This window comes from Xylanimonas oleitrophica, assembly GCF_003244315.1.
Classification (GTDB): domain Bacteria; phylum Actinomycetota; class Actinomycetes; order Actinomycetales; family Cellulomonadaceae; genus Xylanimonas_A; species Xylanimonas_A oleitrophica.
In genome coordinates this window covers 107,992-120,050 of record NZ_QKWH01000009.1, presented here as the reverse complement: position 1 = coordinate 120,050, position 12,059 = coordinate 107,992, and the positions used below count along the sequence as shown (strand labels likewise).

General features: G+C 74.7%; 10 protein-coding genes. All 10 read left to right on the top strand.

Annotated elements, in window-relative coordinates; genetic code table 11:
- The first annotated feature begins 958 nt into the window (after positions 1-958).
- The 10 genes from DNL40_RS16785 to murJ all read left to right on the top strand — a co-directional run bounded on the left by DNL40_RS16785 (position 959) and on the right by murJ (position 11,908).
- A complete protein-coding gene (locus tag DNL40_RS16785; protein WP_245885873.1) occupies positions 959-1,912 on the top strand; it encodes a hypothetical protein in 954 nt (317 codons plus the stop codon).
- Positions 1,909-2,922 (top strand): HAD-IIA family hydrolase, encoded by a 1,014-nt coding sequence (locus tag DNL40_RS11785; protein ID WP_111251449.1) that lies wholly within the window; start codon positions 1,909-1,911, stop codon positions 2,920-2,922. Before DNL40_RS16785 ends, DNL40_RS11785 begins: the two co-directional genes overlap by 4 nt.
- A gap of 206 nt (positions 2,923-3,128) precedes the next feature.
- Entirely contained in the window at positions 3,129-3,317 is a 189-nt protein-coding gene (locus DNL40_RS16625) for a hypothetical protein (RefSeq protein WP_218926052.1), read from the top strand.
- Complete coding sequence (locus DNL40_RS11775) at positions 3,314-4,237, top strand: TlyA family RNA methyltransferase (protein WP_111251448.1); 924 nt, start codon at positions 3,314-3,316, stop codon at positions 4,235-4,237. Before DNL40_RS16625 ends, DNL40_RS11775 begins: the two co-directional genes overlap by 4 nt.
- The gene (locus DNL40_RS11770; protein WP_111251447.1) at positions 4,234-5,232 is read left to right on the top strand and encodes an NAD kinase; all 999 of its coding nucleotides are present in this window, start codon (positions 4,234-4,236) and stop codon (positions 5,230-5,232) included. The genes DNL40_RS11775 and DNL40_RS11770 overlap by 4 nt, the downstream gene beginning before the upstream one ends.
- A gap of 1 nt (position 5,233) precedes the next feature.
- Complete coding sequence (recN, locus tag DNL40_RS11765) at positions 5,234-6,958, top strand: DNA repair protein RecN (RefSeq protein WP_111251446.1); 1,725 nt, start codon at positions 5,234-5,236, stop codon at positions 6,956-6,958.
- 5 nt (positions 6,959-6,963) lie between these two features.
- The gene (gene steA / locus DNL40_RS11760; RefSeq protein ID WP_111251445.1) at positions 6,964-8,166 is read left to right on the top strand and encodes a putative cytokinetic ring protein SteA; all 1,203 of its coding nucleotides are present in this window, start codon (positions 6,964-6,966) and stop codon (positions 8,164-8,166) included.
- A gap of 93 nt (positions 8,167-8,259) precedes the next feature.
- Positions 8,260-9,351 (top strand): copper transporter, encoded by a 1,092-nt coding sequence (locus DNL40_RS11755; RefSeq protein ID WP_179951055.1) that lies wholly within the window; start codon positions 8,260-8,262, stop codon positions 9,349-9,351.
- The gene (locus DNL40_RS11750; RefSeq protein ID WP_111251443.1) at positions 9,351-10,196 is read left to right on the top strand and encodes a hypothetical protein; all 846 of its coding nucleotides are present in this window, start codon (positions 9,351-9,353) and stop codon (positions 10,194-10,196) included. The genes DNL40_RS11755 and DNL40_RS11750 overlap by 1 nt, the downstream gene beginning before the upstream one ends.
- Positions 10,193-11,908 carry a murein biosynthesis integral membrane protein MurJ gene (gene murJ, locus DNL40_RS11745; protein ID WP_111251442.1) on the top strand — a complete coding sequence of 572 codons (1,716 nt, stop codon included), beginning with the start codon at positions 10,193-10,195 and terminating at the stop codon, positions 11,906-11,908. The genes DNL40_RS11750 and murJ overlap by 4 nt, the downstream gene beginning before the upstream one ends.
- Positions 11,909-12,059 lie beyond the last annotated feature (151 nt).

Genomic DNA, 12,059 nt, shown 5'->3' with positions numbered 1-12,059 from the left:
GGAAGCTCAGCCCTACAGCGCCGATGGTACTGCCCTGGAGACGGGGTGGGAGAGTAGGACGCCGCCGGACACCCTTTGACGAAAGGCCCACCAGGATCCTGGTGGGCCTTTCGTGCGTCTGGGAGCAGGTTGCGCTGACGCGCAACATCACAGGTGCCGGCCGGAGCTGAACAAGCCGGGGGGCGGTGTGACGTGGGAGAATCTGCTGACCCGTGAACCCGAGAGGAACACCGTGAACGACTCGGCCCCTGACCAGGGCAAGGACCGCGACGGCGACCGCCGTGGCCGCCGCTCCGACGATGACCGCCGCAGCTCCCGCGCGCCGCGCGGGCAGGCCCGCAGCGACCGTGACCGATCGCCGGCGCGCGGGTCGTGGACGGGCGAGGGTGAGCGTCGCGGCCGGGGTGAAGGCCGCCCGTCGCAGGGGCGCGACTCGCGTCAGCGTCCTGGCGACCGCGCTCCCGCCGGCGACCGTGGCGAGCGTCGCGACGGTTTCCGGCGCGACGATCGTGCCGGCGCGGCTCGCGACGGTGGTTACCGGGCGTCGCGTCCGCGTGACGGCGAGGGCGCTGGGCGTGGTGGTTTCCGCCGTGACGAGAGCACGGGCTCCGGTCGTGAGGGTGGTTTCCGTCGCGAGGATCGTGCTGGCGGGGGTCGTGAGGGTGGTTTCCGTCGCGAGGATCGTGGTGACGGTGGTTACCGGGCGTCGCGTCAGCGGGACGGCGAGGGTGCCGAGCGTGGTGGTTTCCGCCGTGACGAGCGCGGTGCCGGTGACCGCCGTGGCGGCTTCCGCGGGTCGGACCGCGGAGGCGAGCGCCGAGGGTCCGCCCAGCGCCGCGACGACCAGGGTGCCCGTCGTGAGGGTGGGTTTCGTCGTGACGAGCGGGGGGGACCGCGTCGTGGCTCGGACCAGGACGCACGGCGTCCGGTCCGGACTGAGCGCGTCGACCGTCCGCGGGTGCCGGAGCCGGAGATCGCCGAGGACGTCTCGTTCCGGCAGCTCGACAAGGCGGCACGTGAGCGTCTACGGGGGTTGACGAAGGACAACGCGGAGCGGGTCGGCGAGCACCTCGTCATGGCGGGTCGCCTCCTCGACGTCGACCCGGAGCGCGCTTACGAGCATGCTCAGGCTGCGGTGCGCCGTGGCGGACGCATCGACGTCGTTCGTGAGGCTGCTGGCATCGCCGCGTACCGCACGGGTCGGTTCGCCGAGGCGCTGCGTGAGCTGCGCACGGTGCGCCGCCTCAACGGGTCGTCGGAGCACCTGCCGATCATGGCTGATGCCGAGCGCGGGCTCGGACGGCCGGAGCGTGCGATCGCCCTGGCCGCCACGCCCGAGGCCGACACCCTCGATGCGCTCGGTCAGGTGGAGCTGGCGCTCGTGGTCAGCGGTGCCCGCTCCGACCTGGGCGAGCACGATGCTGCGCTCTCGGTCCTCGACCGGATCCCCCCGCAGCAGGGTGACCTGGCGCTGCGAGTCGTGCAGGCGAGGGCCGCGGCTCTCGAGGCCGCAGGTCGCGCCGCAGAGGCTGAGGATCTCCTCGCGGGGCTGGACCCCGAGGATCTCGAGCGCGCGGCGGGCAATGCTGAGCCCGAGGAGGACGTGGTCGTCTACGACGTCTACGAGGAGCTCGACGAGCCAGGGACGGACGACCTCGAGGCACGTGGCGTGGAGGACGGCGAGCCGCTGGAGAGCAGCGCGGAGGACCCCGGGCTGGACGATGGCGGGTCTGGAGCCGTGGCCGGCGTTCCTGCCGACGACGCGGAGGCCCGCGACGAGCTGGCCGCCGCCCATGAGACGGGCCCCGGACCCGACGCCCTCGCCCAGACCGACGCGCAGACCGGCTCGCTGCCGAAGCCGGCCTCCGACGACCACGTGCAGGCGGCGAGCGACGAGGACGGCGTCCGGTGACAGCGGGTCTGCTGGGCAGCGAGCAGCCTCTGGCCGAGGCGTACGACCTCGCGCTGGTGGACCTGGACGGTGTCGCCTATCGCGGTCCGCTGCCGATCGAGCACGCGGCCCCGAGCCTGGTCGCGGCCCGTGGGGGCGGCCTGCGACTGGTGTTCGTGACGAACAATGCCTCTCGTGAGCCGGAGGACGTGGCCGGTCAGCTCACGGCCCTGGACATCCCGACGTCCGCCGACGAGGTGATGACGGCGGCGCAGGCGTGCGCTGCGTTGTTGCGGACGCGCCTCGAGCCGGGCGCGAAGGTGCTGGTCGTCGGGGGCAAGGGGCTGGTCACGGCGGTGGCCGCGGCCGGGTTCGACGTCGTGACGTCCGCGGACGACCGGCCTGACGCCGTGGCCCAGGGCTACTCGCCGGAGCTTGGCTGGGCCGACCTCGCGGAGGCTGCCTACGCGGTGGCCGGTGGTGCGTGGTACGTGGCGAGCAACCTCGACCGTTCGTTGCCGACGGCGCGAGGTTACGCACCTGGCAACGGGGCGCTCGTCGGAGCCGTGGTGGCGGCGACGGGCGTGGAGCCGGACAGCGCGGGCAAGCCGTCGCCGACGATGTACCGGCTCGCCGTGGAGCGGGCCGGCGCGGTGCGGCCGCTCGTGGTCGGTGACCGTCTCGACACTGACCTGGCAGGTGCCCGCTCGGGCGGCTACGCGGGCCTGCACGTGCTGACCGGTGTGAGCTCGGCCCGGGACGACGTCCTGGCGGCGCCCGGGGAGCGTCCGCACTTCATCGGGTCGGACCTGCGTTCTCTGCTGGAGCCGCACCCCGCCCCGGTGCGGGGGGCTGACGGCTGGTGGGAGTGCGGCGAGCGTGCGGCGCGCGTCGTGCAGGGCCGCCTGGAGGTCGACCGTCGAGGGACGATCGGCATCGATGTGGTCCGTGCGGCCTGTGCCGCTGCCTGGGCTGCGGTGGACGCCGGTGAGGCGCTGGACGCCTCGGCGGTGCCGGAGCTCGCCGCCTAGCGCGAGCGGTGTCGCACGGTGCCGCCGCAGGTGGGCGCCCTGTCGGTCCACTGTCTGCCCGCTGCCCGACCCCTGTGGGTGGCTGCGGGGCGGTGTCGGCGTCAGCCGGTAGCGTGGGTGCCGTGCTGCCACGGCCCGTAGGGGTGCTCACGGGCAGGTCGCGGCCCCGGGCGACGGGCCCGGAGCGAACAGGGACGGAGGATGCGATGACAGACGGTCACGGCGAGCAGCCGGTGGCTGAGCCCCTGTCGCACCTGGCTGTCGGTGCCGCCCTGGAGGGCCTCGACGGCTTGCCGCTCGACGAGCACGTGTCCCGATTCGAGGCGGTCCACGACCGGCTGCGTGCGCGTCTCGAGGCGGAGCCGCGCGACTCCGGCGCCGGGGGCGGTGCGTGAGCGGCGTGCGGGTGGACGCGGAGCTCGTGCGCCGTGGCCAGGCACGCTCGCGGCGCCACGCGGCAGAGCTGGTGGGTGCGGGCCGGGTGCGTGTGGGGGGTCGCGTGGTGACGAAGCCGTCCGTGACGGTGGCGGCGACCGACGACCTCGTGGTCGCCGCCGACCCCGGGGACGCGGGGTACGCCTCGCGGGCTGCGGTGAAGCTCGCTGGTGCGCTCGACGCGCTCGCGGCGGACGGGGCGGGACGCGCGCTGGCTGCGGCAGTGCCTGGCGCCTGGTGCCTGGACCTGGGGGCTTCGACGGGTGGGTTCACCGACGTGCTGCTGCGCCGTGGTGCACGGCACGTGGTGGCGCTCGACGTCGGGCACGACCAGCTGGTGCCGTGGTTGCGCGAGGACGAGCGGGTCACGGTCGTGGAGGGGTTCAACGTGCGCGACCTCGTGCCGGGCGACCTCGAGCGTGCACCGGACCTGCTCGTGGGAGACCTGTCCTTCATCTCGCTCACCCTCGTCGTGGGCCCCGCCGCTCGTGTGCTGCCGACCGGGGCGCCCGCGCTGCTGCTGGTCAAGCCCCAGTTCGAGGTGGGCCGTGAGCGGCTCGGCAGCGGCGGGGTGGTCCGCGACCCGGAGCTGCACGTGCGAGCGGTGGGGGCCGTCGTGGACGCTGCCGACCGTGTCGGTCTGGCCGCCCGGGCGGTGGTCCCCAGCCCGCTGCCCGGCCCGAGCGGCAACCGCGAGTACTTCGTGTGGTTCGAGCGGCGCCCAGACCTGCGTGGGGACGGTGGCGTGACCGGTGCGAGAGACGCGGCCGAGCCCGCGGTGCGGGCTGCCGTCGGCTGGGCTCCCGACGCCGCTGGTGCTCAGGTCCCGCCAGTGCTCGCAGTCCCCGCCACGACCGTCGTCCCCGGAGGAGCACAGTGACCCGCAGAGTCCTGATCGTCACGCACGGCGGTCGCCCTGAGGCCGTGGTGGCCTTGCGCGAGGCCGTGCGGGAGCTGCACGCGGCCGGCTTCGAGGTGGCCCTGCACGACGACGACCTCGCCGAGTCGTTCGGTGACCAGATGGTCGCGGCGCGGCTGCGCGAGGGCGTGGCCGAGTCCGAGGTGGTGATGGTGCTCGGCGGGGACGGCACGATCTTGCGTGCGGCGGAGCTGACGCACGGGACGCAGGTGCCTCTGCTGGGTGTGAACCTCGGTCACGTCGGCTTCCTGGCGGAGTCGGAGCGGGAGGACCTGCGTGCGGCGGTCCAGCGGCTGGCGGAGCAGGACTACGTCGTCGAGGAGCGCACCGTGGCTGCGGTGAGCGTCCAGCGGCCGGGGGAGCCGACCCCGTTGACGGGGTGGGCGCTCAACGAGGCCACGATCGAGAAGGCGCAGCGCCAGCGGATGGTGGAGATCGGTATCGAGGTGGACGGTCGTGCGTTGTCGAGCTTCGGCTGTGATGGCGTGATCCTCTCGACCGCGACGGGCTCGACGGCCCATGCGTTCTCGGCCGGTGGCCCGGTGATGTGGCCGGACGTCGACGGCGTGCTGCTGGTGCCGCTCTCGGCCCACGCGCTGTTCGCGCGACCGCTGGTGATCGGCCCGACGTCGTCGTACCGGATCACGGTGCTGGACCGCTCTCCGGTGCCGGCGGTGCTCACCTGTGACGGTCGGCGCACGATCGACCTGCCGGTGGGGTCGACGGTGGAGGTGCGCCGGGGCGAGCACCCGCTGCGGTTCGCGCGGATGTCGACGGCGCCGTTCACCGACAGGCTCGTGTCCAAGTTCTCGTTACCGGTGGTCGGCTGGCGCGAGGCCGCCGACGACGCGGCCGCTGCCCGTGCCCGTGAGGCGGCGCTGACGGACGCGACGACCGACGACCCGTACGGGGGGCCCACGACGGACGACCCCGACGCCGACGTCAGGAGGGTGTGACGTGCTCGAGGAGATCGCGATCGAGAACCTCGGGGTGATCCGCGAGGCGCGAGTCACCCTGTCCCGGGGGCTGACCGTCATCACCGGTGAGACCGGTGCGGGCAAGACCATGGTGCTGACGGGCCTCGGCCTGCTCATGGGGGGCAAGGCCGACCCCGGGGTGGTGCGTCCGGGGGCGTCGAGCGCTGCCGTCGAGGGCCGGTGGCAGGTGGCGGGACGCTCCGCCGTGGCGGAGCGGGTCGAGGAGGCGGGCGGCTCGGTCGACGACGACGGCACCGTCGTCGTGCTGCGCACCGTGGCTGCCGGGCGCTCACGGGCCCACCTCGGCGGGCGGAGCGTGCCGCAGGGCGTGCTGGCGGAGATCGCCGACGAGCTCGCCACCGTGCACGGGCAGGCGGACCAGCTGCGGCTGCGCACCGCCTCCAAGCAGCGCGAGGCGCTCGACGCGTTCGCGGGGCCGGCGCACCTGGAGCTGTTGGGTGCCTACCGCGCGGCGTGGTCCGAGCGGACGGCTCTCGAGGCCGAGATCGCGGACCTGACCGCGCGAGCCGCCGAGCGCGCCCGGGAGGCGGAGCTGCTGCGGCTGGGGCTCGCGGAGGTCGAGCGGGTGGACCCTCGGCCGGGGGAGGACGCCGAGCTGCAGGCGCTGGTGGCGCGGCTGGGCAACGTGGAGGCTCTGCGCGTGGCGGCGACCGAGGCGCACGAGGCGCTGGCGGGCGAGCCGCTCGGCAGCGACGAGACGGTGTCCGCGGTCGAGCAGGTCACCCGGGCGCGCAGGGCACTGGAGTCGGCAGCGGCGGACGACCCGGCGCTGGGCGGTCTGGCGACGCGCGTGGCCGAGGCCGGCTACCTCCTCGCGGACGTGGCGACAGAGCTGTCGGCGTACGTGGACGACCTGCAGGCCGACCCGGGTGGTCTGGAGGTGGCCCACGCGCGTCTGGCGGAGCTGACCACGCTGACGCGTACGTACGGCGAGACGGTCGACGACGTCCTGCGGTGGGCGTCGGACGCCGGTCTGCGCCTCCTCGACCTCGACGACGGCGGGGAGCGGCTGCGGGGCATGACGGAGCGCACGGAGCAGCTCGACGAGGAGATCGTGCGGCTCGGTGGTGAGGTCACGGCGGGCCGCAGGGCCGCCGGGGCGCGCCTGGCGGAGGCCGTCACGGGCGAGCTGGCCGGCCTCGCCATGGGTGGTGCGCGGCTCGAGGTCGATGTCGAGGACTCCGAGCCGGGTCCGTGGGGCGCCGATCAGGTGACGTTCGCGCTGGTGCCGCACCCGGGCGCGCCTGCCCGCCCGTTGGGCAAGGGGGCCTCGGGCGGTGAGCTGAGCCGCGTGATGCTCGCGCTCGAGGTGGCGCTGGCCACCGCGGCGACGGAGCGCGCCGACGACGGGAAGGGGGCTGGGCTGCCGACGTTCGTGTTCGACGAGGTCGACGCGGGCGTGGGCGGCCGTGCTGCCGTCGAGGTGGGGCGTCGGCTCGCCGTCCTGGCACGCAGCACGCAGGTGATCGTGGTCACGCACCTGGCGCAGGTGGCGGCGTTCGCCGACGCGCACCTGGTGGTGACCAAGTCCGCAGGTGACGAGGGCACCGTCACGGGTGTGCGCGAGGTCACGGACGACGAGCGTGTCCGCGAGCTGGCGCGCATGCTCTCGGGTCAGGAGGACAGCGAGGCCGCCAGGACCCATGCTCTGGAGCTGCTCGAGTCTTCCACCGTGGGACGATGAGCGCGATGAGATCGATCCTTCGCCGGTCAGCGGGCCAGCCGGGCCAGTCGCACGACGACGCCGGGGCCTCGCTCACGCGCGGCCCCGCCCGGGTGGGGCGCCGCACCAAGGACCTGACCAAGCGGCTCGCTCCGGGCGACGTCGCCGTCATCGACCACGTGGACATCGACCGGGTCGCCGCCGAGGCGCTCGTGGCGGCACAGCCGGCTGCGGTGCTCAACGCTGCCCGTTCGACGTCGGGTCGCTACCCGAACGCGGGCCCGCGCATCCTGCTCGACGCGGGCATCGTGCTGGTCGACGACCTCGGTGCCGGGGTCATGGCGGTGTCGGACGGCGCGGTGGTCGCGATCGACGGCGGGCGGGTCACCGTCGACGGCGAGACCGTCGCCGAGGGTGCGCGGCAGACCGAGTCCACCGTCGAGGCGAACCTCGCCGCGGCGCGGGAGGGCCTGTCGACGGAGATCGAGCGGTTCGCCGAGAACACGATGTCCTACCTGCGCCGGGAGCGTGAGCTGCTGCTCGACGGCGTCGGCGTCCCGGACGTGCGCACCGAGTTCGAGGGGCGTCACGTGCTGATCGTGGTGCGCGGCTACCACTATCGCGAGGACCTCGCGATGCTGCGGCCGTACATCAAGGAGAACCGGCCGGTGCTGGTGGGCGTGGACGGCGGTGCCGACGCCATCCTGGACGCGGGCCTGCGGCTGGACATGATCGTGGGCGACATGGACTCCGTCTCGGACAAGGCGCTCGCCTCCGGTGCGGAGGTGGTGGTGCACGCCTACCGGGACGGCAACGCACCGGGCCTGGAGCGTGTCCGGGCGCTCGGCGTGGACCCGGTCGTGTTCCCAGCGACCGGCACCAGCGAGGACATCGCCATGCTGCTCGCGGACGACAAGGGCGCCGAGCTCATCGTCGCGGTCGGTACGCACGCCACGCTGGTCGAGTTCCTCGACAAGGGACGCGCCGGCATGGCGAGCACGTTCCTGACACGGCTGCGCGTGGGCGGCAAGCTGGTGGACGCCAAGGGTGTCTCGCGCCTCTACCGCACCCGCATCTCGAACCTCCAGCTGACGCTGCTGTCGCTGGCCGGCCTCGCCGCGGTGGTGGCGGCCATGTGGTCGACCTCCGTGGGACGCACGCTGTTCGGCATCACCGGTGCCCGGCTGGACGACCTGGTGTCCTGGATGGGTAGCCTCTTCGGCGGCTGATCGCCGGGCCGCGTCCGCTGCGGCCGGCCGACCTCCACCGTCTCCGCACCGCCCGTCCCCGGACGGCACCGATCGAAGGAACTCCTGCACACCGTGATCGACTTCCGCTACCACCTCGTCTCGCTGATCTCGGTGTTCCTCGCGCTCGCCGTCGGCATCATCCTGGGGGCGGGCCCGCTGCAGGGAGCGATCGGCGACCAGCTCACCGACCAGGTCGACGCGCTGCGCACCGAGCGCAACGACCTGCGGGACGAGCTCTCGGCGACGCAGGTGGAGGCCGAGCGCCGTCTCGAGTTCTTGCAGGCCGCCGGCCCGCAGCTGGTCGCCGGCACGCTCGAGGGCAGCCGGGTCGCCGTGGTCGACCTCGACGACGTGGCCGGTGACGTCCAGCAGGGTGTGCGCGACCAGGTCGAGGCGGCGGGCGGCACCGTGACGCTCGGCGCCGTGCTCCTGCCGGCATGGACGGACACCGAGCACGCCGGGTTCCGCGACACCATCGCTGGTGGTCTGCGCGAGCGTCTCGCGGAGGCTGCGCCCGACCTGCCGGAGGACGCCAGCACCGAGCAGACCCTCGCGGCGGCGCTCGCGGTCGCTCTGACGGGTGCGGAGGCGCCGGGCGTCCGGAGCCAGGACGCGATCGCTCTGGAGCAGCAGCTCGTGCAGGCCAACCTCGTCGACGTGCGCGAGGAGCAGGGTCAGCCTGCTGACGCCGTGCTGCTGATGTCGGGCGTCACCGCGGTGGCCGAGCCCGGCGAGACGCCGGAGCCGGAGGCGACCCCCGAGGCGGACGCCGTGTCCTCGATGGTGGCCCTGGCGCAGAGCGCTCGTCTCGTGGCCCCCGCAGTGGTGCTGGCCGGCCCGACCCCGACGTCGGACGACGTGCTCTCGGCGCTGCGCGCCGAGGCGGACGCGGCTCGCGAGGTGAGCACCGTCAGCGGGATCGAGACCCCTGTGGGCCGCTTCGTGGTGCCGCTGGCCCTGGCCGCGCAGCTCGGGGGGCAGGTGGGGCAGTACGGCTTCGAGGACGGCACGACGCCGCTGCCTCTGCTGCCGCGCCCGCTGCCCGCCCCGGCGGGAGCGGACGGTGCCGCTGCCGAGGGTGCGGAGCAGCCCGGGGAGACCACGGAGGTCTCGGCTGACGTCGCGACCGACGGCGGCGAGGGTGCGACGGAGGGTGAGGGCTGATGAGCCTCGGCAGGCTGCTCGCCTCCGGCGTGGTGGGGGCGGGCGTGACCGCGGCCGTCCGAGCGGGCCTCGGCAGCGGTGCCCTGGTCGGTGGGGTGCGCGAGGGGGCGGCACCCTGGACGCGGACCAACCACCGTGGTGAACCCGTCAGTCTCCTCGAGGGGCCTGCGGTCGCCGCCGGGCTGGTGGCTGGCGCCGTCGCCGGGGGCTCGGGGCGAGGTCGTGCTGCCGCGGTGGTCGCCACCGCCGGCGCGGGTGCGCTGGGCCTGGTCGACGACCTGGCGGAGGACACCTCGACGCGGACCAAGGGGCTGCGCGGGCACCTCGGCGCTCTTGCCGAGGGGCGGCTGACGACCGGTGGGCTCAAGGTGCTGGGCATCGGCGCGACGTCGCTGGCGGCCGCCGCGGTGGGGACCCGTCGCACTGCGGGCGCTGGGCGGTGGGTGGCTGACGTCGCGGTCAACGGGGCGCTGATCGCGGGGACGGCGAACCTCGTCAACCTCCTCGACCTGCGGCCGGGGCGTGCGCTCAAGGCGTCTGCCCTGCTCGTGTCGCTGCCTGCGGGCGGGCCGGGCGCGGCGGCGGGCACCGGTGCGGTGCTCGGTGCCGGAGCGGCGGCGTGGAGTGGCGACCTCGGTGAGCGCGACATGCTCGGTGACGGTGGCGCGAACGCGCTCGGAGCCCTGGTGGGCACCCGGCTGGCGCTGGGGCTGCCGCGCCCGCTGCGCGTGGCGGCGCTCGCTGGCGTCGTCGGGCTGACGCTGGCGAGCGAGAAGGTCAGCTTCTCGGCGGTCATCGACCGCACGCCGTGGCTGCGGACGATCGACGCCCTGGGCCGCAGGTGACGTCGGAGCCGGTGCGGTCGCGCCCGAGCCGGTGGCAGACGCTGGCCGGCGCGGCCCTCCTCATCACGGCGGTCACGCTCGCCTCCCGCCTCGTCGGGTTCGGACGTTGGCTCGCTCAGGCGCAGTTCTTGGGCACGGGGGGCGTCGACGCGCCGTTCAACTCCGCCAACCTCCTGCCCAACGTGCTGTTCGAGGTCGCTGCCGGGGGAGCGCTCGCCGGGGCCGTCGTGCCGCTGCTGGCTGGTCCGTTGAGCCGAGCGGCAGGTTCTGGTGCCGACGCGCACGAGGCGCGCGCGGCGGCCTCTCGGTCGGCCTCGGCCCTCCTGTCCTGGGCGCTCGTGGTGCTCCTGCCGCTGGGTGTGCTGACGGCGGCGCTGGCACGACCGATCGTGTCGTCGCTGGGGCTGGGCGACCCGGTCCTGGACGACGCGGCCACGTTCTTCCTGCGGGTCTTCGCGGTGCAGATCCCGGTGTACGGGGTGGCCGTGGTGCTCGGGGGCATCCTCCAGGCGCACAAGCGGTTCTTCTGGCAGGCGTTCGCGCCGCTCGTCTCGAGCGTGGTGGTCATCGGCGTCTACGCCGTGTTCGGGGTGCTGGCGCAGGGCCAGCAGCAGCAGGTGGCAGCGCTGCCCCCGCGGGCGCTCGAGTGGCTCGCCTGGGGTACCACCCTGGGGGTCGGCTTCCTCGCGCTGCCCTTGCTGGTGCCGGTGCGTCGTACGGGGCTCCGGCTGCGGCCCACGCTGCGGTTCCCGGCGGGTGAGGGGAGGCGCGCGGCGGCCCTGGCCTTCGCCGGCGTGGGCGCCCTGGTCGCGCAGCAGCTGTCGGCCCTCGTCGTCATGAAGGCGGCCAACGCGGCAGGCGGTCCAGGTGCCTTCACCGTGTACCTCTACGTGCAGCAGGTGTACCTGCTGCCGTACGCGGTGCTCGCCTTCCCGATCGCGACGAGCGCGTTCCCACACTTCGCCGAGCATGCGGCGGCGGGTCGCCGGGAGGAGCTCGGGGCCCTGGTGTCGCGCACCTCGCGGTCCCTCCTGCTGGCGGTGGGCGCCGGTGTGGCGGCCCTCCTGGCGGCTGCGCCGTTCGTGCAGCTCGTCTTCGACCTGGTCGCGCGCGGCGGTGGTGCTGCGGGCATGGCCGCAGGGCTGACGTGGATGGCGCCGGGGCTCGTGGGCTATGCGCTGATCCTGCACCTGTCCCGGGCGCTGTACGTGGTCGACGCCGGCCGGCCCGCCGTCGTCGCGACGGCGGCAGGCTGGCTCGTCGTCGCCGCGGGCGCTGCGAGCGTGCCGGCCGTGGCGCCCGTGCTCGCGGGTGGCGACGACCCGTCGTGGGCGCTCGTGCTGACGCTGCTCGGCGCGTCCACCACGGTGGGCATGGCGGTTGCCGGGGCGGGGCTCCTGGTCGCCGTCCGACGCCGAGTCGGGGCCGCAGCGCTGCGCGGCGTGCCCCTGACGCTGGCCGTGGTCGCGGCGGGTGCCGCCGCCGGTGCGGTGCTCGCGCGCGTGCTGCTGGCCCCGGCTGTCGCCACGCACCCGGGGGCCGGTGGCGCGCGCGACTTCGACCCCGGGGAGCTCTTCGGGAGCGTGGCGCTCGGTGCTCTGGCCGGGGTGCTGGCGGCCGCCGTGGTGTGCCTGGTGGCGCTGGTGGATCCCGTCCTGCGTGGCCGGCTGACCGCGGCGGTGCGTGCGCTGAGGGCGCGCGCCCGGCGCTGAGCGGGCGACGCGCGACACCCGCCGGCGTGCCCGTTCGCGGAGCGACGTCCTGGCGGCCACACTGGCCACGAACATGTCCGCCGCCACCGGGCGGCCACCGTGCGGTACGTGCCGCGTCGCACACGCGTCGCGGGGCGTGGGACGGGAGCCG